Genomic DNA, 22,074 nt, shown 5'->3' with positions numbered 1-22,074 from the left:
CCGGCGCGGCGCGGAAATGTCGTCGCAAATCGTGACATTGTGGTCAGCCGGCGAACGCAGGTCGATCAGATCAATCTGATTCTTGTGCTCGTATCAGGGCGACTTGTACGAGGCGAATACCGCGACGCCCGTGACAGGGGCGCCCAAGGCAAATGTCGGCCTGGCGTGGCATGATTCGCGAGTCATGCCGGCGGCGCGCCGTTACGCGCCGTGCCGCCGGCGGGCAGCGATGCCCGTGCGCGCCGGCCAGCCCGGCGCGTCGCGCATTGCCGGATTCATGCGGCGCGGTGTGCGCGCCATCCGAGCTGAGCGAGAAAACATGTCCATAGCGTCCCCTGCCATCGCGCAGGAATCGAAAGTCCGCACCGTCTTCCGGGTCGTCAGCGGCAACTTCCTGGAAATGTACGACTTCATGGTCTACGGGTATTACGCGTCGGCCATCGCGAAAACGTACTTTCCGAGCGGCAACGCCTTCGCGTCGCTGATGCTGTCGCTGTCGGTATTCGGCGCGGGCTTCCTGATGCGGCCGGTCGGTGCGATCGTGCTCGGTGCATATATCGACCATCACGGCCGCCGCAAGGGGCTGATCCTGACGCTCGGGCTGATGGCGATCGGCACGCTCACGGTGGCCTCGATACCGGGCTATGCGACGATCGGCGTGCTCGCGCCGGTGCTCGTGCTGCTCGGCCGGTTGTTGCAGGGTTTCTCGGCGGGCGTCGAACTCGGCGGCGTGTCGGTCTACCTGTCGGAGATCGCGACGAAGGGCCACAAGGGGTTCTATACGTCGTGGCAGTCGGGCAGCCAGCAGGTGGCCGTCGTGTTCGCCGCGCTCGTCGGCGTCATGCTGAACCGGGCGCTGCCGGTCGAGGAGATGACTGCGTGGGGCTGGCGCATTCCGTTCCTGATCGGCTGCCTGATCGTGCCGTTCCTGTTCCTGATCCGCCGGTCGCTGAAGGAGACCGACGAGTTCCTGGCGAAGCGTCACCGCCCGACGATGGGCGAGATCATGCGCTCGATGCTCGACAACTGGGGTATCGTCGTGGCCGGCATGGGGATGGTGATCATGACGACGGTGTCGTTCTACATGATTACCGCCTACACGCCGACCTTCGGCAAGGAAGTGCTGCACCTGTCGTCGCTCGACGCGCTCGTCGTGACCGTCTGCGTCGGGATCTCGAATCTCGTATGGCTGCCGCTGTCGGGTGCGCTGTCCGATCGCATCGGCCGCCGCCCGGTGCTGATCGCGTTCACCGTGCTGACGCTGCTGTCGGCTTACCCGGCCGTGCTGTGGCTCGTCGGCGATCCGTCGTTCCTGCGGCTGCTCGCGGTCGAGCTTTGGCTGTCGTTCCTGTACGCGTCGTACAACGGGGCGATGGTCGTCGCGCTGACCGAAGTGATGCCGGCCGACGTGCGTACGGCCGGCTTCTCGCTCGCGTACAGCCTGGCAACGACGATCGGCGGCTTCACGCCGGCGATCTCGACGCTGCTGATCCACCAGACGGGCAACAAGGCGGCGCCGGGGCTGTGGCTGAGTGTGGCCGCGATCTGCGGCTTGATCGCGACGCTCGTGCTGTACCGCACGCCCGACGCGCGCAACCAGTACAAGTCGGCCTGACGGCGGCCGGTATATCGCGCGGCGTCGGCCGCACATCGCATCGACAAAGGGAGCGCAATGCGCTCCCTTTGTCGTTTGCGGTCATGCCCCGCGCAGCATGTCGGCCACCGCGGCCGCCACGTCGGGCCACGCGCCCGGCGCAGGCTGGCGGGCAATCCTGGCCTGCGGATACCACGGGCAGTCGTCGCCGGTGAACCAGCGCCAGTCGGGTGCGAACGGCAGCATGACCCACAGCGGCTTGCCGAGCGCGCCCGCGAGGTGCGCGACGGCCGTGTCGATCGTGACGACGCCGTCGAGCCGCTCGATCAGCGCTGCCGTGTCGGCAAAGTCGTTCAGCCGGCCGTCGAGACGATGCACGCGCGGATGCGCGTCGACGCGCGCCCGTTCGGCGTCGTCGAGCGCGGGCTGCAGCACGATCCAGTCGATGTCCGGCAGCGCGAGCAGCGGCGCGAGCGCGTCGAACGGCATCGAGCGGTTTTCCTGCGCCTGCCGGCGCCCCGACCACGCCAAACCGAACTTGCGCTTCGACTGCCCGCCGAGCGAGCCGCGAAAGCGCCGCCGGGCGCCGTCGGGCGCGTCGAGGTAGCGCGAGCCGACGATGTCCTCCGGCTGAAGCCCGAGCAGGAACGGCAGGCTCATCAGCGTGCAGGCGACGTCCGCGGCAGGCGGCTTCGCGGTGCCCTGTGCGACGAGCGTCACGCGCCAGCGCGACGCGGCCGGCGCCAGCAGCGCGACGAGTTCCGGCTGGACTTCGAGCACGACGCGCGCGCAGCGTGCGCGCGCCAGCGGCACGAAGCGGACGAACTGCAGCGTGTCGCCGAACCCCTGTTCCGCGCGGATCAGCAGCGTGCGCGATGCAATCGGCTCGCCCTGCCAGCGCGGCAGCGCGCCGAGCGGCGTCGCGCCGGGCGTCTCGTGGCGCGCTTCGTAGGCGGGCAGGCCGCGCGTGAAGTCGCGCAGCGTCAGCAGCGTGACCGCGCGATGCAGCCGCGCGAGCGTGAGATCGGGCGCGACGCGCAGCGCCTGGTCGAATGCGCGCAGCGCCATCTCGTGCGCGCCGAGCGCGTGATGCGCGTTGCCGAGATTCAGCCATGCGAGCCCGAACGACGGATCGAGCCCGACCGCGCGTTCGTAGTAGGGCAGCGCGTCGCGGTGACGCGCCTGCGCGCAAAGGGCGTTCGCGAGCCCGAACAGCGCGAGCGGAAACGGCGGGTGCAGCGCGAGCGCGGCTTCGAATGCCGCGGCCGCCTCGGCATGCCGGCCGACCGCATCGAACGTGTTGCCGAGATTGAAATGCGCGGCGACGAACCGCGGCTGTGCGGTGATCGCGGCCTGGAAATGCGCGATCGCATCGTCGGCGCGACCCATCGCGCTCAGCGCCATCGCGAGGTTGTTGTGCGCGCCCGCATGCCCGGGCCGGAGCTCGAGCGCGCGACCGAACGCGGCGAGCGCGTCGTCGTGGCGGCCGAGCGCGTTCAGCGCGTTGCCGAGATTGTTGTGGATCGACGCGTCGTCGGGCGTGAGCCGCAGCGCGCGGCCGAAGGCGTCGATCGCATCGTCGTGACGCTGCAGCGCTGCATACGCGTTGCCGAGGTTGTAGTGCGCGAGCGGAAATTCGGGCGCGAGCGTCAGCGCGTTGCGAAAGCGGTCGATCGCTTCGTCGAGCCGGCCGAGCGCTTTCAGCGCGTTGCCGAGATTGAGCTGCAGCGCGGCATCGCCCGGACGCAGCGCGACGGCGCGGCCGACGAGGTCGGCTGCCTCGGCGTGCTGTCCCTGCTGGTGCCGCAGCACGCCGAACAGGTGCAGCGCGTCGGCGTCGGCGGGGTTGGAGGCGAGCGCGTTGCGATAACCGTGCTCGGCCTCGGCGAGGCGGCCCGCGCGGTGTGCGGCGTACGCCTGGTCGAATGCGGAATCCATGACGCGAAAACTGGCGGAAAGCGCGTATTTTCCCACACCGCGCGGCGGGGCCGCGTATCGGCCGATTGGCATATGGCCCCGTGACGCGGAGCGGCGTAGACTTGCAGGGTCGCGTGTCATCGAGGTTCTCATGGCTGACACACTGCCTGATATCCCACCCGTGCTGATCGTCGGCGCGGGGCCGACCGGCCTTGCCGCGGCGATGAGCCTCGCGCGGGCCCGCGTGCCGGTGCGCATCATCGATCGTCTCGTCGCGCCCGCGCCGTTTTCGCGTGCGATTGGCATCCAGGCGCGCACGCTCGAACTGCTGGAGCAGCATCGTGCGGTCGAACCGTTTCTCGCGCTCGGCCATCGCGCGCATGCGGCCGAGCTGCATGCCGACGGCCGCGTGATCGCACGGCTCGATTTCGATCCGCTGCAAACGCGCTATCCGTATCTGCTGTTTCTCGACCAGAGCATCACCGAGCGGCTGCTCGCCGAGCACCTGGCCGGGATGGGCGTGACCGTCGAACGCGGTACGGCGCTGACTGCGTGCGACGCGGGCGGCACGTCGCTCGACGTGACGCTGCGCGGCGCCGACGGCCGCGACGAGTCGTTCAGCCCGTCGTACCTGATCGCCGCCGACGGCGCGCACAGCACGGTCAGGCATCTGCTCGGCCTGGGCTTTGCCGGGCATGCGTTCGAACAGACTTTCCTGCTTGCCGATTTCGCGGCGATACCCGACTGGCCGGACGAGGAGATCCACCTGTTCACGACGCCCGTGGGCATCGCGGGCCTGTTTCCGATGGGAGGCGGCCGTTACCGGCTCGTCGCGGACCGGCCGCCCGGCAGCGACGCGTCGCCCGATGCGCCGGCACCGTCGCTCGCGGAATGCGACGCGATCATTCGTGCACGCGTCGGCGCATCGATCTCGCCCAGCGATCTCGCGTGGTCGTCCTATTTCCACCTGCACAGCCGGATGGTTGGCCGGCTGCGTCATGGCCGCGTGTTCTTCGCGGGCGACGCCGCGCACGTCCACAGCCCGGCCGGCGCGCAGGGCATGAACACCGGCATCCAGGAGGCGTTCAACCTCGGCTGGAAGCTCGCGCGCGTCCTCGGCGCAGGCGCGCCCGAGCGGTTGCTCGACACGTATCACGCGGAGCGCCATCCGATCGAGCGCGACGTGTTGCGGCAGACCGGTTTCGTCACGCAGGTCGTCGAAGCCGAGCGCGGCGCGCTGAAGCTGCTGCGCGATCATGTCGTGCCGCTGCTGGCGTCGTTCGGGCCGATGCGCGACGCGCTCACGCGCACGGTCAGCGAGCTCGGCGTGCAGTACCGGAAGAGTCCGCTCACGCTCGAGCGCGTGCTCGACGGCGGCCCGCGCGCGGGCGAGCGCGCGCCCGATGCGCTCGTGCACGTGCTCGACGGGCCGCTCGGTCGGGCGCCCGGCACGGCGCGGCTATACGATCTTCACGATCCGGCGAATTTCACGCTGTTGCTGCTGGAAGAGCCGGTGAATACCGACGCCGGCGAGGTGCCGCCGCTCCCGGCCGATGCGCAGGTGCTGGTGCAGGGGCTCGAACGGATCATGCCGGAGGCGGTGCGCGTGTGGCGCGTCGCCGATGCCGAAGGCGACGGTACGGCGGGGCTCGCGCAGGAATACGGCCGCTCGCGGCCGTCGTTCTATCTGCTGCGGCCCGACGGCTATGTCGCCGCGCGCGGGCGCACGGCGACCGACGCCAACGCGCTGCTGCGCCACTGCGAAAGCTGGTTCGCGGGCATGTCGGTGTCCGCGTAGCCGGGCGGTCAGGCGGGCGCCGCGGCAGGGACGAGCGACGCGCGATGCGCGGCGATCGCATCGCGCACGATCGGCATCGCGCGTTGCCCGGCTTCGCTCGACGGATCGTCGAGCGCGGCGAGCAACGCGCGACGCATCCGCGGCTCCCAGAAGCGCCGGATATGCTCGGCGATCCCGGTCAGCGCTTCGTCGCGATCGGGCATCGATTCGAAGAATGCGCCGATCTGGTTGGCCATGTCGATCAGGTGGTCGTTGTCCATTGCTGCCTCACTTGCCTGTCGTCACGGCAGCCGGCGCGGCGGCGCGGCGCTCGAGCAGGTCGAGCTGCTCCGAGTTGAAGCGCGCATAGGCACGCTGCCAGTCGGACGGTTGCGCAACCGGCAGCACCTGCACGGCCGTCACCTTGTATTCGGGGCAGTTGGTCGCCCAGTCGGAGCTGTCCGTCGTGATCACGTTCGCGCCCGATTCGGGGAAGTGGAACGTGGTGTACACGACGCCCGGCTGCATGCGCTCCGTCACGAGTGCGCGCAGCACCGTCTGCCCCGCGCGCGATTCGATGCCGACCCAGTCGTCGGTGCGGATCCCGCGATCCTCCGCGTCGTGCGGATGGATCTCGAGGCGATCCTCTTCGTGCCACCGGACGTTTTCGGTCCGGCGCGTCTGCGCGCCGACGTTGTATTGCGACAGGATGCGGCCCGTCGTCAGGATCAGCGGATAGCGCTGCGTGACCTTCTCCGGCGTCGGAATGAACTTGGTGATCACGAACCGGCCCTTGCCGCGCACGAACGTGTCGATGTGCATGGTCGGCGTGCCTTCCGGCGCGTGCTCGTTGCACGGCCACTGGATGCTGCCGAGCGCGTCGAGCTTCTCGTACGATACGCCCGAGAAGGTCGGCGTGAGCCGTGCGATCTCGTCCATGATTTCCGACGGATGCGTGTAGTGCATGTCGTAGCCGAGCGCCTGCGACAGCAGCAGCGTGACTTCCCAGTCCGCGTAGCCCGCGAGCGGCGGCATCACCTTGCGCACGCGCGAGATCCGGCGCTCCGCGTTCGTGAACGTGCCGTCCTTCTCGAGGAACGTCGAGCCCGGTAGCAGCACGTGCGCGTATTTCGCGGTTTCGTTCAGGAAGATGTCCTGCACGACGATGCATTCCATCGCCGACAGCGCGGCCGCGACATGCTGCGTGTTCGGGTCCGACTGGACGATGTCCTCGCCCTGGCAGTAAAGCCCCTTGAAGCTGCCGTCGAGCGCCGCGTCGAACATGTTCGGGATGCGCAGCCCCGGCTCCGGCTGCAGCGTGGCCGACCACGCCTGCTCGAACTGCGTGCGGACGACCTCGTCGCCGATGTGGCGATAGCCGGGCAGTTCGTGCGGGAATGAGCCCATGTCGCACGAACCCTGCACGTTGTTCTGGCCGCGCAGCGGATTGACGCCGACGCCTTCGCGGCCGACGTTGCCGGTCGCCATCGCGAGGTTCGCGATGCCCATCACCGTCGTCGAGCCCTGCGCGTGTTCGGTGACGCCCAGGCCGTAATAGATCGCGGCGTTGCCGCCCGTCGCGTAGAGGCGCGCGGCCTCGCGTACCAGTTCGGCCGGCACGCCCGTCACGTCCGCGGTCGCCTCGGGCGAATTGTCGGCCTGCGCGACGAAGTCGCGCCATTGCCCGAACGCGCGCGTCTCGCAGCGCTCGGCGACGAATGCGTCTGCCACCAGCCCTTCGGTGACGATCACGTGCGCCAGCGCATTGACGATCGCGACGTTGGTGCCCGGACGCAGCTGCAGGTGGTGCGTGGCCTTCACGTGCGGGCCGTCGACGACGTCGATGCGGCGCGGGTCGATCACGATCAGCTTCGCGCCTTCGCGCACGCGCCGCTTCAGCCGCGAGCCGAACACCGGATGGCCGTCGGTCGGGTTCGCGCCCATCACGACGATCACGTCGGCCTGGCCGACCGATGCGAACGTCTGCGTGCCGGCCGATTCGCCGAGCGTCGTCTTGAGGCCATAGCCGGTCGGCGAGTGGCACACGCGTGCGCAGGTGTCGACGTTGTTGTTGCCGAACGCGGCGCGCACGAGCTTCTGCACGAGATAGGTTTCCTCGTTCGTGCAGCGCGACGACGTGATGCCGCCGATCGAATCGCGGCCGTACTTCTGCTGCAGCTTGCGGAACTGCGTCGCCGCGTAGGTGAGGGCTTCGTCCCAGCTCACTTCGCGCCACGGGTCGGTGATCTTCTCGCGGATCATCGGCTTCGTGATGCGGTCCTTGTGCGTCGCGTAACCCCACGCGAAGCGTCCCTTCACGCACGCGTGGCCTTCGTTCGCGAGACCGTTCTTGTGCGGCGTCATGCGCACGACCTGCGTGCCCTTCATCTCGGCCTTGAACGAGCAGCCGACGCCGCAGTACGCGCAGGTCGTGACGACCGAGTGCTCGGCCTGCCCGAGCTGCACGACGGATTTTTCCTGCAGCGTGGCCGTCGGGCATGCGGCGACGCACGCACCGCACGACACGCATTCCGACGCCATGAACGATTCGCTTTCGCCCGCGGCGACGCGCGATTCGAAGCCGCGCGCGGCGATCGTCAGCGCGAACGTGCCCTGCGTTTCCTCGCACGCGCGCACGCAGCGGTTGCAGACGATGCACTTCGACGGGTCATACGTGAAGTACGGATTCGATTCGTCCTTCGTGTCCTTCAGGTGATTCGCGCCGTCGAAGCCGTAGCGCACTTCGCGCAGGCCGACCACGCCCGCCATGTCCTGCAGCTCGCAGTCGCCGTTGGCGGGGCAGGTGAGGCAGTCGAGCGGGTGGTCGGAGATGTACAGCTCCATCACGTTGCGGCGCAGCGACTGCAGCCGGTCCGACTGCGTGCGCACCTTCATGCCGGCTTCGGCGGGCGTCGTGCACGACGCCGGATAGCCGCGCCGGCCTTCGATCTCGACGAGGCACAGCCGGCACGAGCCGAACGGCTCGAGCGAATCGGTCGCGCAGAGCTTGGGGACATTGACGCCGGCCTCGATCGCCGCGCGCATCACCGACGTGCCGGCCGGCACCGTCACCGGCTGGCCGTCGATTTCGAGCGTGACGTCGATGTCGGCATGCCGTTGCGGCGTGCCGTAGTCGGTATCGTCGTGCGGATCGCGGGCGCGCGCCTGGGCGGCGCTCTTGCACGCGCATTGGCCCGAGCCGCAGCCGCCTTGGCGGACGTTGTTCGTGTCGAGGGACATGCAGGGCTCCTTCTGGGTCAGGCCGCAGCCTTGACCGGACCCGCCGCGGCTTGCTTGCCGGCGGCGAGCCCGAAATCTTCGGGGAAGTGATCGAGCGCGGACAGCACCGGGTACGGCGTCATCCCGCCCATCGCGCACAGCGAACCGGCGAGCATCGTGTCGCACAGGTCGCGCAACAGCGTGACCTGCCGCTCCGACGTATCGCCGTCGCGAATCCGCGCGATCGTCTCGACGCCGCGCGTTGAACCGATCCGGCACGGCGTGCACTTGCCGCACGATTCGATCGCGCAGAACTTCATCGCGTATTCGGCCAGCTCGGCGAGATTCGACGTGTCGTCGTGCAGCACGATGCCGCCGTGGCCGACGACCGCGCCGATCGCCGTATACGCTTCATAGTCGAGCGGCACGTCCCACTGGTGGTCGGGCAGGTAGGTGCCGAGCGGGCCGCCGACCTGCGCGGCGCGTGCCGGCCGGCCGCTGGCCGTGCCGCCGCCGAAATCGAACAGCAGTTCGCGCAGCGTGACGCCGAACGCGAGCTCGACGAGGCCGCCGTAACGGATGTTGCCTGCAAGCTGGAACGGCAGCGTGCCGCGCGAGCGGCCCATCCCGTAGTCGCGATAGAACGCGGCGCCGCGCGCGAAGATCACCGGCGCCGTCGCGAGCGTGATCACGTTGTTGATCACGGTCGGCTGGCCGAACAGGCCCGCGAGCGCCGGCAGCGGCGGTTTCGCGCGCACCACGCCGCGCTTGCCCTCGAGCGATTCGAGCAGCGCCGTTTCCTCGCCGCATACGTACGAGCCCGCGCCTTTCGCGACGTGCAGTTCGAACGCGTGCGCGGAGCCGAGCACGTGTTCGCCGAGCCAGCCGGCTTCGCGCGCGCGGACGATCGCGGCTTCGAGCGTGGCGATCGCGTGCGGGTATTCGCTGCGCACGTAGATGGTGCCGACCGTCGCGCCGGTGGCGACGCCCGCGATGATCATCCCTTCGATCAGGCAGTACGGATCGCACTCCATCAGCAGGCGGTCGGAGAACGTGCCCGAATCGCCTTCGTCCGCGTTGCAGACGATGTATTTCTGCGCGGCGCGTGCTTGCCGCACGGTACGCCACTTGATGCCGGCCGGGAACGCCGCGCCGCCGCGGCCGCGCAGCCCCGACTCGATCAGCGTTTCGCATGCGGCATCGCCGTCGAGCGCCAGTGCGTTCTTCAGCCCGGCGAGGCCGTCGTGTTGCAGGTAATCGTCGATCGACAGCGGATCGGTCAGGCCGATTCGCGCGAACGTGAGTCGCTGCTGGCGGGCGAGATAGGGCAGCGCGTCGACGAGGCCGACGCCGCTCGGATGCGCGCCGCCTTCGAGCCAGTTGGCGTCGAACAGGGCCGGCACGTCGGCGGCCGACAGGTTGGCGTAGCCGACGCGGCCCGCGACCGTCCCGACCTCGACGAGCGGCTCGAGCCACAGCAGCCCGCGCGAGCCGTTGCGGACCAGTTCGATCGCGACGCCGCGCCGTTCGGCTTCGGCCGCGATCGCGGCGGCGAGCGCGTCGGCGCCGAGCGCCAGCGCGGACGAATCGCGCGGAACGTAGATGCGGGTCGTCATGCGGCCTCCGGTGTATGGGCGACCGCGTCGGCCAGCAGCGCGTCGAACTTTTCCGGCGTGACCTTTGCGTGCAGCACCCCGTTGACCGTCATCGACGGCGATTGCGCGCACAGCCCGAGGCAGTAGACCGATTCGAGCGCGACGTCGTCCGGTGTGTGGACCACCGCGCCGGCATCGCCGTGCGCGGCGTCGAACCGGCAGCCCGTGCGGGCTTCCGCGTGGGCGGCGAGCGTTTCGCAGCCCATGCTGCGGCACGCTTCGGCGCGGCACATCTGGATCGTCACGCGGGCGGGCGGCGCGGTGCGGAAATGATGGTAGTAGGTCAGGACGCCGTGTACTTCCGCGCGCGACAGGTTCAGCGCCTTGGCGAGCGGCGCGACGCAGCCCGGCGGCACGTAGCCCGCGTCGTCCTGGATCGCGTGCAGGATCGCAACGAGCGACCGGCCGGCGCGCGCATGGCGCTCGACGAGCGCGTCGGGCGCAGGGGAATTCGGGGACATCGGTTATGCTCCTCCAAAGTCTCATATGCGCTCGCAGTTCATATAGTGCGCATCGCGACTTCGTTCTGATTGATTTTGACCAACGATAAGCGGAAGATTTCGCGGTCGCAATAGGAAATCGGAGTGCATAATTGATTCGAGTCGAATGCGACGCCTATCTGACCGTACGCGACACCGAAGGCCGGTCGGCCAGTCTGACCGACGTCGCTCCGCTGCTGGAGCTCGTGGCCGATACGGGCAGCATCGCGCAGGCCGCGCAAGCCAAGGGGCTGTCGTACCGGCACGCGTGGGGCATGCTGCGCGCGCTGGAGTCGTGCATCGGCGGGGAATTGATCGAAACCGCACGCGGCAAGGGTTCGACGTTGTCGGCGCTCGGGCAGGCGGTCGTCGATGCGCAGCGCCTGGCGCGCAGCCGCCTCGACGGGAACCTGCGCACGCTGGCGGCCGAGGTGGCCAGCGAGCTGAACCGGCGGCTCGCGCAGCGCGACGGCGCCGTGCGCATTCATGCGTCGCACGGGTACGCGGTCGCGACGCTCGTCTCCGCGCTCGTCGATGCGCAGGCGGCCGTCGACATCAAGTATCGCGAGAGCGTCGAGGCCGTGCAGGCGCTCGCGCGTGGCGAATGCGACCTCGCCGGCTTCCATTTGCCGCGCGGCGCGTTTCGCGCGCAGTGCGCGCAGATCTACCGGCCCTGGCTCGACGACACGCGCCACGTGCTGATCCACCTGACGCGCCGCCAGCAGGGATTGTTCGTCCCGCGCGGCAACCCGAAGCAGGTGCGCGGGCTGGCGGATCTGGCACGCAACGACATCCGCTTCGTCAACCGCCAGCCGGGGTCGGGCACGCGCATGCTGCTCGATCTCGCGTTGCGCGCGATCGGCATCGATCCGGAGCGCATCGACGGCTATGCGTCGGCCGAACTCACCCATTCGGCGATCGCGGCGTTCGTCGCGAGCGGCATGGCCGATCTCGGTTTCGGCGTCGAGCCGGCCGCCCGTCACTTCGGGCTCGACTTCATCCCTGTCGTCGACGAGGACTATTACTTCGCATGCGAACGCGCACGGCTCGATGTGCGGCCGCTCGCCGATGTGCTGGCGCTGCTGCGCGACGCACGGTTCGTCGAGCGCGTCGCGCATCTCGACGGCTACGATCCGGCCGCGTGCGGCGCGCTGGAGCGCATCGCGACCGGGCTGGCCGGCAGCGACGATGCGAGCGGACCAGACGGCAATTCCCGGTAACGAAGACGCGATCGAGCCGCGCTGCAGCAGCGGGGGATTTGCGCTACGCTTGCCGCTTGATCAACGTTCCAACAAGCACGCCGTTCAGGCGTCATCCCGCCATGAAATTTTCCGTTCCCCTTGCCGCGGCAGCGTTGACCGCGGGGCTGCTGGTCGTCGCTTCGCCGTTTGCGTTCGCGCAGAATTCCCCGGGTGTGCCCGGCGGCATCCTGAGCGAACAGTTCCGCCTGAACGAACATCCGCAGATGCCGTTCGCGGCGTCGACGCCGTCGGAGAAATACCAGAGCGGCAAGAAGTCGGCATTGCGCCGCAAGGGTGACCTGGGCGACCCGAACGGCTGCAACCTGAAGTGCCCGCTGGATACCCGGTAACGCGCAGGCGGTGTGTCTGCGCCCGAGCGGGCGCTGTCTTCTGCGCAGCGGGTTGATCGACTGACAGACGGCTGCAGACGTTCCGCCCGATCCCGCTCCATTCGAGCCCCGCGAAGCTGCCGCTTCGCGGGGCTCGTGCTTTTCGGCGGCTCTTCGCGCAATGCGGGGACGGACGAAGCGGCGATTCGCCCGCATTGCCGCTCCAACGGAATCTAGGGTTAACCCGTAAATCAGGAAGGGTGACTTCCTGAAACCTGCCTTATTCTTAAGCATCCACCTACATAAACTTCAGTTTGTCGGCGCTGATCAAGGTGTTCACCGCCGAATCAGACAAATCTGGAGGTAGGTCATCATGAAGTCGCTCGTTCAAGCCGTTGTCGTTGCTGCCGCTCTCGTTGCTCCGGTCGTGTCGTTCGCGCAGTCGGGTTCGACGATCACCCGTGCGCAGGTCCGCGCCGAACTGGTTCAACTCCAGCGGGCCGGTTACAACTCCGCCCGCGGCGAAGATCCGCATTATCCGGAAGCGATCCAGGCCGCAACGGCCCGTATCGCGGAGCAGCAGCGCAGTGCGCTGGCGCAAGCTCAAGGTGCCGACGCCAGCGGCTACGGTGCGCAGGCACAGGGCGCATCGGCGGCGGGTTCGCGTGCAATGGGCGTGCGCCCGGCTAGCGCGGAAGAAATGAAGTCGCTGTATCGCGGCAGCTAAGCCGCACATTGCCCGGTATGGGCGGGCACGGGTGCTGCGCTGCGTCGCGCCCGACGCCTGACCACCGGGCCGGCCGCCGCCCGGCGCAGCCGATGATGGCGCGGGCGCGGCAGAACATCCGTCACCTCCTGCCGCCGAACATCGGCGGCATTCCGCCCGGCCCATCCGGGCTGGGCGCTTTTTCGGAAGGCGTCGGGTGGGCGTTTCGCCGGCAACAAAAAACCCCGCAGACTTGCGTCATGCGGGGTTCGTGCGACGAGCGCGGAATTTGGTGGAGGCGGCGGGAATCGAACCCGCGTCCAGAAGCGCTCCACGACTAGTTCTACATGTTTAGTCCAGTCTTTTGATTTAACCGCAGCGACGCGGACGAACACGCTGCACTACGGCGATTCGCTAAATTTTCGACCCTGGCGTCGCGACGCCGACAGGGCTTAACTGACGTAAATGACCTCTGGCGGTATTGCTACCGGTCTTGCGACACTAGCCCGTCAGTGAACTAGGCAGAGGACGGCGGCCGTTAGGCTGCCAGTGCGAACGTATCGTCGTTTGCAGTTACGATTTTCCCATTGATTAACGAGGTGACGGGTCCTCGACATGCCCTAGCCGCTTCACAACCCCTGTCGAAACCAGGTCGCCCCCGCGGATAAGATCAAGCATTATAGCCCAACATCGCGCAGCAGGTCCCGCAGTTCCTGCGTCGTGTCGACGAGGTGCTGGGCCTGCCAGTCGGCCGGCGCAACGCCATCGCCGCAATAGCCGTACGCGGCTGCCACGGTGGCCATGCCGGCGGCGCTGCCGGCCTGAATGTCGCGCAGGTCGTCGCCGACGTAGACGATGCGCGCGGGCGCGAGCGTCAACTGGTCGGCCGCATGCAGCAGCGGGGCCGGATGCGGCTTCGAGTGCGGCGTTGTGTCGCCCCCGACGACGCAGGCGGCGCGCGGCGCGAGACCGAGCAGCTCGACGAGCGGTGCCGTGAGCCGCATCGCCTTGTTCGTGACGATGCCCCAGCGCACGCCGCGCGCATCGAGTTCGTCGAGCACGTCGCCGATGCCGGGGAACAGCGTCGTATGCACGCAGAGGTCGGCCGCGTAGTTGGCCAGGAACTCGTCGCGCATCGCTTCGTAGCCAGGCGTGTGCGGATCGATGCCGAACGCGCCGCCGAGCAGGCCGCGCGCGCCGGCCGAGGCCAGCGGCCGCAATACGTCGAGCGACGTTTCGGGCAGGCCGCGTCCGCGCTGCATCTTGTTGACGGCTGCCGCGAGATCGGGCGCCGTGTCGGCGAGCGTGCCGTCCAGATCGAACAGGACCGCATCGCAGTGCAGCAGGCGCGGTTCGTCTGCGATCCGCGCGGTCGAAAGGGGAGTCGTCATGCCGGTTGGAAGGTCACGCGCCGCGGCGGCACGCGACGAGATAGTTGATGTCGGTGTCGTTCGACAGCGCGAAGCGCTTGCCGATCGGGTGATACGTGATGCCCTTGATCTCGGCGATGTGCAGATCCGTCGCCCGCACGAAGCCGGCCAGTTCCGACGGGCGGATGAAGCGCGCGTAATCGTGCGTGCCCTTCGGCAGCATTTGTGCGATGTATTCCGCGCCGATCACCGCGAACAGGTAGGACTTCAGGTTGCGGTTCAGCGTCGAGAAGAACACCCAGCCGCCCGGCTTCACGAGCGTCGCGCACGCGGCCACGATATCGCCGGGTGACGGCACGTGCTCGAGCATCTCCATGCACGTGACGACGTCGTAGGTGCCCGGTTCGCGTGCGGCGATCGCTTCGGCGGCGATCGCCTCGTATTCGACCGAAATGCCGCTTTCGAGGCTGTGCAGATCGGCAACGCCGAGCGCTTCGGTCGACAGGTCGATGCCTTTCACCTGCGCGCCGAGCCCGGCCATCGATTCGGACAGGATGCCGCCGCCGCAGCCGATGTCGAGCACACGCTTGCCGGCCAGGTGCGCATGCGCGTCGATCCAGCCGAGCCGGACCGGGTTCAGGTCGTGCAACGGTTTGAATTCGGCATTCGGATCCCACCACCGGTGGGCGAGGTCGCTGAATTTCTGGAGTTCGTGCGGATCGGCGTTGGTCATGTCGGCAAACGGGCTACGAGAGGAGGGCGGTGCGTCGGTGCGTCAGCCCCGAGTATATAAGCGGGCGGACGACGAGGCCAGCGAGCGCCTGGACGGGCGTCAATGAAAAAGCCCCGCCGGAGCGGGGCTTTGAAGCAGTCGAAAACCGCGGCTTAGTTTGCCGGAACGGTCGTCTTCTGCACTTGCTGCGTACCAACCACTTCGACTTCCACGCGGCGATCCGGTGCGAGGCAGGCGATGAGTTGCTTGCGGTTCTTCTGGTTGCAGCCAGTCGTAACCGGGTTGCGCTTGCCCTTGCCTTCCGTGTAGATCTTGTTGGCCGGCACACCCTTGCTGACCAGGTACGACTTCACGGCTTGCGCACGGCGCAGCGACAGACGGTCGTTGTACTTGTCCGAACCGATGCGGTCCGTGTAGCCCGTTGCGACGACCACTTCCGTGTTCATGCCTTCGATCTTCGAAGCCAGTTCGTCCAGCTTTTGCTTGCCCAGCGGCTTGAGCGTTGCCTTGTCGAAGTCGAACAGTGCGTCAGCTTGATACGTGATCTTCTGGCTCGTGATGGCCGGAGCGACCGGAGCGACCGGCGGCTGCGGTGCCTGGGCGACCAGTGCGCCATCGCACTTCGCGTTGGCGGTGGCCGGCGTCCAGAACGCATCGCGCCAGCAGAGCTCGTTCGTGCCGTTCATCCACACCCATTCGCCCGTGCCGTTCACCCAGTTGTCATTGACGGCTTGACGCGACGCCGGCACCGACTGTGCCGAAGCGGATGCAGCCATAACTGCGGTAGCTGCAATGAACGCGAGCTTTGAAAGTTTATTCATATTTCTCCTCTCGAAATTGAGATTACCGCAGGTTTACTGCGAGCCTGTTGACGGTGACAAGTCATACATTGCTCGAAGTATAACATTGGTGCGGCACAAAAACGCGGCACCGCTCTGTGTAGACTTCGAGCAGCGTCTAACTTCCAGTGCGTTGGCATTTTGCCATATCGTTCCCTTCCTACGAAAAAAAATCCTCCCCACCCCAAGATCGCTTCAACTTTGTGGTGCATGCGCAACACCGACCTGCCGTAACTTTTAGAGATTGTCAAGAGTGTGGCGGCGAAATTGCGCGATTGCATGCCGTTGGTTACTCGCGCGCATGAAACACGGCGGAGGCGATCGCGTGCGACGTCGAGTCGCGCGCGATTTCGGCCGATTCGCCGCTGCCGCGATTTTTGCTGTTTACATATAGTGGGGGAGGCGGATTGGCGGCTGATGGGCGCATGTTAGAATCTCGCGTTGCGTTGCGCATGCAGCGCCCACGCGAAAGGCGTTCGCCGTCTTCGCTCCGAAACGATACGGATACATGGATCAATTCGCCAAAGAGACCCTGCCCACCTCCCTAGAGGAGGAAATGCGCCGTTCGTATCTCGATTACGCGATGAGCGTGATCGTCGGACGTGCCCTTCCGGATGTCCGCGATGGCCTGAAGCCCGTGCACCGGCGCGTATTGTTCGCGATGCACGAACTGAACAACGACTGGAACCGCGCGTACAAGAAATCGGCGCGTATCGTCGGTGACGTGATCGGTAAATATCACCCTCACGGCGATACTGCGGTCTACGACACGATCGTGCGGATGGCGCAGGACTTCTCGCTGCGCTACATGCTGATCGACGGGCAGGGCAACTTCGGCTCGATCGACGGCGACAATGCCGCGGCGATGCGTTACACCGAAATTCGCATGGCGAAGATCGGTCACGAGCTGCTCGCCGACATCGACAAGGAAACGGTCGATTTCGAGCCGAACTACGACGGCAACGAAACGCAGCCGTCGGTCCTGCCGTCGCGCATTCCGAACCTGCTGATCAATGGCTCGTCGGGCATCGCGGTCGGCATGGCGACCAACATCCCGCCGCACAACCTGAACGAAGTCGTCGACGCGTGCCAGCATCTGCTGGGCAACCCGGAAGCGACGATCGACGAGCTGATCGAGATCATCCCGGCGCCGGACTTCCCGACGGCCGGCATCATCTACGGCGTCGCCGGCGTGCGCGACGGCTACCGCACCGGGCGCGGCCGCGTCGTGATGCGCGCGGCCACGCACTTCGAGGAGATCGACCGCGGCCAGCGGATGGCGATCATCGTCGACGAGCTGCCGTACCAGGTGAACAAGCGCTCGCTGCTCGAGCGCATCGCCGAGCTCGTCAACGAGAAGAAGCTCGAAGGCATCTCCGACATTCGCGACGAGTCCGACAAGAGCGGCATGCGCGTCGTGATCGAGCTCAAGCGCGGCGAAGTGCCGGAAGTGGTGCTCAACAACCTGTACAAGGCGACGCAGCTTCAGGACACGTTCGGCATGAACATGGTCGCGCTGGTCGACGGCCAGCCGAAGCTGCTGAACCTGAAGGAAATCCTGCAGTGCTTCCTGTCGCATCGACGCGAAGTGCTGACGCGCCGCACGATCTACGAACTGCGCAAGGCCCGCGAACGCGGCCACGTGCTCGAAGGTCTCGCGGTCGCGCTCGCGAGCATCGACGAGTTCATCGCGATCATCAAGGCCGCGCCGACGCCGCCGATCGCGAAGCAGGAACTGATGGCGAAGCCGTGGGATTCGTCGCTCGTGCGCGACATGCTGACGCGCGCCGAATCCGAGAACGCGGCGGCAGGCGGCCGCTCCGCGTACCGTCCGGAAGGCCTGAATCCGGCGTTCGGGATGCAGACCGACGGGCTGTATCGCCTGTCCGACACCCAGGCGCAGGAAATCCTGCAGATGCGTCTGCAACGCCTGACCGGTCTCGAGCAGGACAAGATCATCGGCGAGTACCGCGAAGTGATGGCGCAGATCGCCGACCTGCTGGACATCCTTGCCCGCCCCGAGCGGATCACGACGATGATCGGCGAGGAGCTGACGTCGGTGAAGGCCGAATTCGGCGACGCGCGCCGCTCGAAGATCGAGCTGAACGCGACCGAGCTGAACACCGAGGATCTGATCACGCCGCAGGACATGGTCGTCACGATGTCGCACGCGGGCTACGTGAAGTCGCAGCCGTTGTCCGAGTACCGCGCGCAGAAGCGCGGCGGCCGTGGCAAGCAGGCGACGCAGATGAAGGAAGACGACTGGATCGAGACGCTCTTCATCGCGAACACGCACGACTACATCCTGTGCTTCTCGAACCGCGGCCGCGTGTACTGGGTCAAGGTCTATGAAGTGCCGCAGGGTTCGCGCAACTCGCGCGGCCGCCCGATCGTCAACATGTTCCCGCTGCAGGAAGGCGAGAAGATCAACGTCGTGCTGCCGGTCAAGGAATTCTCGGCCGACAAGTTCATCTTCATGGCGACGTCGCTCGGCACCGTGAAGAAGACGCCGCTCGAAGCATTCAGCCGCCCGATGAAGAAGGGCATCATCGCGGTCGGTCTCGACGACGGCGACTACCTGATCGGCGCGTCGATCACCGACGGTGCGCACGACGTGATGCTGTTCTCGGACTCCGGCAAGGCCGTGCGTTTCGACGAGAACGACGTGCGCCCGATGGGGCGCGAGGCGCGCGGCGTGCGCGGCATGCAGCTCGAGGACGGGCAGCAGGTCATCGCGCTGCTGGTCGCGGGCAGCGAGGAGCAGACCGTGCTCACCGCCACCGAAAACGGCTACGGCAAGCGCACGCCGATCACCGAGTACACGCGCCATGGCCGCGGCACGAAGGGCATGATCGCGATCCAGACGTCCGAGCGCAACGGCAAGGTCGTAGCCGCCACGCTCGTCGACCCCGAGGATCAGATCATGCTGATCACGACGGCCGGCGTGTTGATTCGCACCCGTGTTTCCGAGATACGCGAGATGGGGCGCGCCACGCAAGGTGTTACACTCATCAGTCTCGATGAGGGTACCAAGCTCTCTGGCCTGCAGCAGATTGCGGAGGCCGAAGAGGGAGAGGGCGAGGCCGACGAGGCGTCGGACGGCGAAGCCTGAAGAACGGATGAGACTCTAGCCGCCGCGGGCGAAAAGCGCCGCGGCCGGCGAGCAACCATTCATATTTCCAAAAGGGAGTGATGATGCAAAAGCAATTCAAGCAACTGGTTCTGCTGGCTGCACTGGTGCCGACGTTCGCGATGGCGCAGGCGCTGTCGAATTCCGCACCGGCTGCTCCGGCGGCAGCTGCGCCGATCGACGCCGACAAGAAGGCAGCGATCAAGGATCTGCTCGACGCGATCGACGCGCCGAAGCTCGTGTCGGCAATCGGCAACAGCGCCGAAATGCAGGCCAAGCAGCTCGTGCCGGCCATCCTGTCGGACGCGCTGTCGGAAAACAAGACGCTGAACGACAAGCAGAAGCAGGCTGCCGTTCCGACGCTGCAGAAGAACGCGGTGCCGAAGCTGGTTGACGGCGCAGGCAAGGTGTTCGGCACGCAACAGTTCCAGAGCGACGCGATGTCGGCTCAGTACGACGCCTACGCGAAGTACTACAGCACGTCGGAGATCAAGGATCTGACGACGTTCTACAAGAGCCCGACGGGCCGCAAGTTCATCCAGGTTCAGGATCAGGTCGGTCGCGACGTGGTCAACGGCCTGATGCAGAAGTACATGCCGCAAGCGATCCAGGCAACGCGTACGCAGGCTGACAAGGAAGTCGCAGCAGTCAAGCCGGGCAAGTAAGCTGTCCGGGCGCGCCCCCGGCCGTTCGGCCGGGTTTGGCGGGAGCCTGACGACAGTGCGATAATGGCCGTTTGCGCGCGAGCGCAAGCGGCCATTTCTTTTCTGGCGCGGTTCTTTCTGCCGGCGGCAAGCCGGTCGCGTCCCTTCCGAGGTTTTCACGATGCGCGTCTTTAATTTCTCCGCCGGCCCCGCGGCGATGCCCGAGGAAGTGTTGCGGCAGGCCGCCGACGAAATGCTCGACTGGCACGGCAGCGGCATGAGCGTGATGGAGATGAGCCATCGCGGCAAGGAGTTCATGTCGATTCACGAGGCGGCGCTCACCGACCTGCGCGACCTGCTCGGCGTGCCGGCCAGCCACCGGATCCTGTTCCTGCAGGGCGGCGGCATTGCCGAGAACGCGATCGTGCCGATGAACCTGCTCGGCTCGCGCAAGACGGCCGACTTCGTCGTGACGGGTTCGTGGTCGCAGAAGTCGTTCAATGAGGCGAAGAAATACGGCACGCCGCATCTGGCCGCGAGCGGCAAGACGGAGGACGGCTTCACGCGTGCGCCCACGCGTGCCGAGTGGCAGTTGTCGGACGATCCGGCCTACGTGCATCTGTGCACCAACGAGACGATCGACGGCGTCGAGACGTTCGAGATCCCCGATCTCGGCGACGTGCCGCTCGTCGCCGATGTCTCGTCGCACATCCTGTCGCGCCCGATGGACGTCGCGAAGTACGGCGTGCTGTTCGGCGGCGCGCAGAAGAACATCGGGATGGCCGGCGTGACGGTCGTGATCGTGCGCGAGGATCTGCTCGATCGCGCGCTGTCGATCTGCCCGTCCGCGTTCGAATGGAAAACCATTGCCGAGAACAACTCGCTGTACAACACGCCGCCTACCTACGCGATCTACATCGCGGGTCTCGTGTTCCAGTGGCTGAAGCGGCAGGGCGGGCTCGAAGCGATCGAGGCCCGCAATATCGAAAAATCGAAGCTGCTCTACGACACGATCGACGCGAGCAGTTTCTATCTGAACAAGGTCGAGCCGGCAGCACGTTCGCGGATGAACGTGCCGTTTTTCCTGGCCGACGAAACGCGCAACGAAGACTTCCTTGCCGGCGCAAAGGCGCGCGGGCTGCTGCAGCTGAAGGGCCACAAGTCCGTCGGCGGCATGCGGGCGTCGATCTACAACGCGGTGCCGCTCGACGGCGTGAAGGCGCTCGTCGAGTACATGAAGGACTTCGAGCAGCGCGGCGCCTGACGGCGGCGTTGTTCAAACAGCACGGCAAAACGCATGGACGACGAACTGAATTCCCGCCTGAAACCGCTGCGCGACCGCATCGACGCGATCGACGCGCAGCTGATCGCGCTCCTGAACCAGCGCGCCGCGGTGGCGCTGGAGGTGGGCGAGGTCAAGAAGCATTTCAACGCGCCGGTGTTCCGGCCGGAGCGCGAGCTGCAGGTGATCACGCGGCTGCAGGACATGAGCGCCGGGCCGCTCGCGAGCGAGCACATCAGCGCCATCTGGCGCGAGATCATGGCGGCGAGCCGCGCGCTCGAGCAGACGATCCACGTCGCGTTCCTCGGGCCGGTCGGCACGTATAGCGAACAGGCGATGCTCGAGTATTTCGGCCAGTCGATCGAAGGGCTGCCGTGCCCGTCGATCGACGAGGTGTTCCGCTCGGTCGAGGCCGGTGCGTCCGCGTTCGGCATCGCGCCGGTCGAGAATTCGACCGAAGGCGCCGTATCGCGCACGCTCGACCTGCTGCTGCAGACCCAGCTGGTGATCAGCGGCGAGCTTGCGCTGCCCATCCATCACAACCTGCTCACGCAGGGCGGCACGCTCGACGGCGTGAAGCGTGTCTGCGCGCATGCGCAGGCACTCGCGCAATGTCAGCAGTGGCTCGCGGCGAATGCGCCGCAGCTCGAGCGTCAAGCCATGGCGAGCAACGCGGAGGCCGCGCGCCTCGCGGCGGCCGATCCGACCGTCGCTGCGATCGCGGGCGACCGCGCGGCCGCACACTATGGATTGCAGATCGCGTTTTCGCTGATCCAGGACGATCCGCACAACCGCACGCGCTTCGTGATCGTCGGCAAGCAGCTGGCCGGCCAGAGCGGTCACGACCAGACGTCGCTGATCGTGTCGGTGAAGAACGAGCCGGGCGCCGTGTTCAAGCTGCTCGAGCCGCTCGCGCGGCACGGCGTGTCGATGACGCGCTTCGAGTCGCGTCCGGCGCGCGTCGGCACGTGGGAGTACTACTTCTACATCGACATCGAAGGGCACCGCGACGATGCGGCGGTGGCGGCCGCGCTGGCGGAACTCGGCCAGAAGGCCGCGTTCCTGAAGATACTCGGTTCGTATCCGCGCGCACGCTGACGCGCGGCGGTCCAGCGCCTGCTTGCGCAGGCGTGGCGACCGGGCGGGCAGGGCAGGCCGG

At 66.9% G+C, this 22,074-nt stretch carries 17 protein-coding genes and 1 other RNA gene; 9 read left to right on the top strand and 9 right to left on the bottom strand.

The features are described from left to right. Nucleotides 1-319 precede the first annotated feature (319 nt). Complete coding sequence (locus tag HWX03_RS11675; RefSeq protein ID WP_175871334.1) at nt 320-1,615, top strand: MFS transporter; 1,296 nt, start codon at nt 320-322, stop codon at nt 1,613-1,615. 81 nt (nt 1,616-1,696) lie between these two features. Here HWX03_RS11675 and HWX03_RS11670 read toward each other — a convergent pair whose 3' ends face one another. Further along, on the bottom strand, nt 1,697-3,604 hold the full coding sequence (locus tag HWX03_RS11670) for a tetratricopeptide repeat protein (protein ID WP_175871333.1): 1,908 nt from the start codon (nt 3,602-3,604) through the stop codon (nt 1,697-1,699). A 58-nt stretch (nt 3,605-3,662) separates the two neighbouring features. Between HWX03_RS11670 and HWX03_RS11665 the strand changes: the two genes are divergently transcribed. Next, nucleotides 3,663-5,309: an FAD-dependent monooxygenase gene (locus tag HWX03_RS11665; RefSeq protein WP_175871332.1), complete on the top strand. Its 1,647-nt coding sequence runs from the start codon at nt 3,663-3,665 to the stop codon at nt 5,307-5,309. Nucleotides 5,310-5,317: 8 nt separating this feature from the next. On the opposite strand, the gene HWX03_RS11660 is transcribed toward HWX03_RS11665, so the two are convergent. Genes HWX03_RS11660 through HWX03_RS11645 form a run of 4 tightly spaced genes read right to left on the bottom strand, consistent with a single transcriptional unit; the run spans nt 5,318 to nt 10,623 of the window. After that, a complete protein-coding gene (locus HWX03_RS11660; RefSeq protein WP_059499978.1) occupies nt 5,318-5,569 on the bottom strand; it encodes a formate dehydrogenase subunit delta in 252 nt (83 codons plus the stop codon). A 7-nt stretch (nt 5,570-5,576) separates the two neighbouring features. Further along, the gene (gene fdhF, locus HWX03_RS11655; RefSeq protein ID WP_175871331.1) at nt 5,577-8,528 is read right to left on the bottom strand and encodes a formate dehydrogenase subunit alpha; all 2,952 of its coding nucleotides are present in this window, start codon (nt 8,526-8,528) and stop codon (nt 5,577-5,579) included. Nucleotides 8,529-8,545: 17 nt separating this feature from the next. Then, a complete protein-coding gene (locus HWX03_RS11650) occupies nt 8,546-10,123 on the bottom strand; it encodes a formate dehydrogenase beta subunit (protein WP_175871330.1) in 1,578 nt (525 codons plus the stop codon). After that, nucleotides 10,120-10,623 (bottom strand): NAD(P)H-dependent oxidoreductase subunit E, encoded by a 504-nt coding sequence (locus HWX03_RS11645; protein ID WP_175820310.1) that lies wholly within the window; start codon nt 10,621-10,623, stop codon nt 10,120-10,122. The genes HWX03_RS11650 and HWX03_RS11645 overlap by 4 nt, the downstream gene beginning before the upstream one ends. A gap of 131 nt (nt 10,624-10,754) precedes the next feature. Between HWX03_RS11645 and HWX03_RS11640 the strand changes: the two genes are divergently transcribed. From HWX03_RS11640 to HWX03_RS11630, 3 genes are all read left to right on the top strand, one after another. Beyond that, nucleotides 10,755-11,861, top strand: a complete 1,107-nt coding sequence (locus HWX03_RS11640; RefSeq protein WP_175871329.1) for a substrate-binding domain-containing protein — start codon at nt 10,755-10,757, stop codon at nt 11,859-11,861. Nucleotides 11,862-11,962: 101 nt separating this feature from the next. Beyond that, nucleotides 11,963-12,232: a hypothetical protein gene (locus HWX03_RS11635; protein ID WP_175871328.1), complete on the top strand. Its 270-nt coding sequence runs from the start codon at nt 11,963-11,965 to the stop codon at nt 12,230-12,232. A 352-nt stretch (nt 12,233-12,584) separates the two neighbouring features. Then, nucleotides 12,585-12,938: a DUF4148 domain-containing protein gene (locus HWX03_RS11630; RefSeq protein ID WP_175871327.1), complete on the top strand. Its 354-nt coding sequence runs from the start codon at nt 12,585-12,587 to the stop codon at nt 12,936-12,938. A 269-nt stretch (nt 12,939-13,207) separates the two neighbouring features. Here the strand turns inward: HWX03_RS11630 and ssrA are convergent. From ssrA to ompA, 4 genes are all read right to left on the bottom strand, one after another. Next, nucleotides 13,208-13,577, bottom strand: a transfer-messenger RNA (tmRNA) gene (gene ssrA / locus HWX03_RS11625). A gap of 17 nt (nt 13,578-13,594) precedes the next feature. After that, on the bottom strand, nt 13,595-14,308 hold the full coding sequence (gph, locus tag HWX03_RS11620; RefSeq protein WP_175871326.1) for a phosphoglycolate phosphatase: 714 nt from the start codon (nt 14,306-14,308) through the stop codon (nt 13,595-13,597). 13 nt (nt 14,309-14,321) lie between these two features. After that, the gene (gene ubiG / locus HWX03_RS11615; RefSeq protein ID WP_175820306.1) at nt 14,322-15,020 is read right to left on the bottom strand and encodes a bifunctional 2-polyprenyl-6-hydroxyphenol methylase/3-demethylubiquinol 3-O-methyltransferase UbiG; all 699 of its coding nucleotides are present in this window, start codon (nt 15,018-15,020) and stop codon (nt 14,322-14,324) included. Between the two features lie 152 nt (nt 15,021-15,172). Then, nucleotides 15,173-15,841: an outer membrane protein OmpA gene (gene ompA, locus HWX03_RS11610; RefSeq protein WP_006476579.1), complete on the bottom strand. Its 669-nt coding sequence runs from the start codon at nt 15,839-15,841 to the stop codon at nt 15,173-15,175. Between the two features lie 526 nt (nt 15,842-16,367). Between ompA and gyrA the strand changes: the two genes are divergently transcribed. From gyrA to pheA, 4 genes are all read left to right on the top strand, one after another. Then, nucleotides 16,368-18,971, top strand: coding sequence for a DNA gyrase subunit A (gyrA, locus tag HWX03_RS11605; protein ID WP_175871325.1), 2,604 nt, complete (start codon nt 16,368-16,370; stop codon nt 18,969-18,971). 83 nt (nt 18,972-19,054) lie between these two features. Next, nucleotides 19,055-19,654 carry a DUF2059 domain-containing protein gene (locus HWX03_RS11600; protein WP_006486966.1) on the top strand — a complete coding sequence of 200 codons (600 nt, stop codon included), beginning with the start codon at nt 19,055-19,057 and terminating at the stop codon, nt 19,652-19,654. A 160-nt stretch (nt 19,655-19,814) separates the two neighbouring features. Next, nucleotides 19,815-20,897, top strand: a complete 1,083-nt coding sequence (serC, locus tag HWX03_RS11595) for a 3-phosphoserine/phosphohydroxythreonine transaminase (protein WP_175871324.1) — start codon at nt 19,815-19,817, stop codon at nt 20,895-20,897. 33 nt (nt 20,898-20,930) lie between these two features. After that, the gene (gene pheA, locus HWX03_RS11590; protein ID WP_175871323.1) at nt 20,931-22,013 is read left to right on the top strand and encodes a prephenate dehydratase; all 1,083 of its coding nucleotides are present in this window, start codon (nt 20,931-20,933) and stop codon (nt 22,011-22,013) included. Nucleotides 22,014-22,074 lie beyond the last annotated feature (61 nt).

It is taken from the genome of Burkholderia sp. BCC0397 (assembly GCF_902832865.1).
Taxonomy (GTDB): Bacteria; Pseudomonadota; Gammaproteobacteria; order Burkholderiales; family Burkholderiaceae; genus Burkholderia.
This window is presented reverse-complemented; position numbering and strand designations above follow the sequence as displayed.

Bases quoted from the DNA above. Each gene is read 5' to 3' on its own strand.
- ubiG (WP_175820306.1), bottom strand. From the start codon at position 15,020: ATGACCAACGCCGATCCGCACGAACTCCAGAAATTCAGCGACCTCGCC.
- gph (WP_175871326.1), bottom strand. From the start codon at position 14,308: ATGACGACTCCCCTTTCGACCGCGCGGATCGCAGACGAACCGCGCCTG.
- HWX03_RS11650 (WP_175871330.1), bottom strand. From the start codon at position 10,123: ATGACGACCCGCATCTACGTTCCGCGCGATTCGTCCGCGCTGGCGCTC.
- HWX03_RS11670 (WP_175871333.1), bottom strand. From the start codon at position 3,604: ATGCCAATCGGCCGATACGCGGCCCCGCCGCGCGGTGTGGGAAAATAC.
- pheA (WP_175871323.1), top strand. From the start codon at position 20,931: ATGGACGACGAACTGAATTCCCGCCTGAAACCGCTGCGCGACCGCATC.
- HWX03_RS11660 (WP_059499978.1), bottom strand. From the start codon at position 5,569: ATGGACAACGACCACCTGATCGACATGGCCAACCAGATCGGCGCATTC.
- HWX03_RS11665 (WP_175871332.1), top strand. From the start codon at position 3,663: ATGGCTGACACACTGCCTGATATCCCACCCGTGCTGATCGTCGGCGCG.
- HWX03_RS11645 (WP_175820310.1), bottom strand. From the start codon at position 10,623: ATGTCCCCGAATTCCCCTGCGCCCGACGCGCTCGTCGAGCGCCATGCG.
- fdhF (WP_175871331.1), bottom strand. From the start codon at position 8,528: ATGTCCCTCGACACGAACAACGTCCGCCAAGGCGGCTGCGGCTCGGGC.
- serC (WP_175871324.1), top strand. From the start codon at position 19,815: ATGCGCGTCTTTAATTTCTCCGCCGGCCCCGCGGCGATGCCCGAGGAA.
- ompA (WP_006476579.1), bottom strand. From the start codon at position 15,841: ATGAATAAACTTTCAAAGCTCGCGTTCATTGCAGCTACCGCAGTTATG.
- gyrA (WP_175871325.1), top strand. From the start codon at position 16,368: ATGGATCAATTCGCCAAAGAGACCCTGCCCACCTCCCTAGAGGAGGAA.
- HWX03_RS11600 (WP_006486966.1), top strand. From the start codon at position 19,055: ATGCAAAAGCAATTCAAGCAACTGGTTCTGCTGGCTGCACTGGTGCCG.
- HWX03_RS11675 (WP_175871334.1), top strand. From the start codon at position 320: ATGTCCATAGCGTCCCCTGCCATCGCGCAGGAATCGAAAGTCCGCACC.
- HWX03_RS11635 (WP_175871328.1), top strand. From the start codon at position 11,963: ATGAAATTTTCCGTTCCCCTTGCCGCGGCAGCGTTGACCGCGGGGCTG.
- HWX03_RS11630 (WP_175871327.1), top strand. From the start codon at position 12,585: ATGAAGTCGCTCGTTCAAGCCGTTGTCGTTGCTGCCGCTCTCGTTGCT.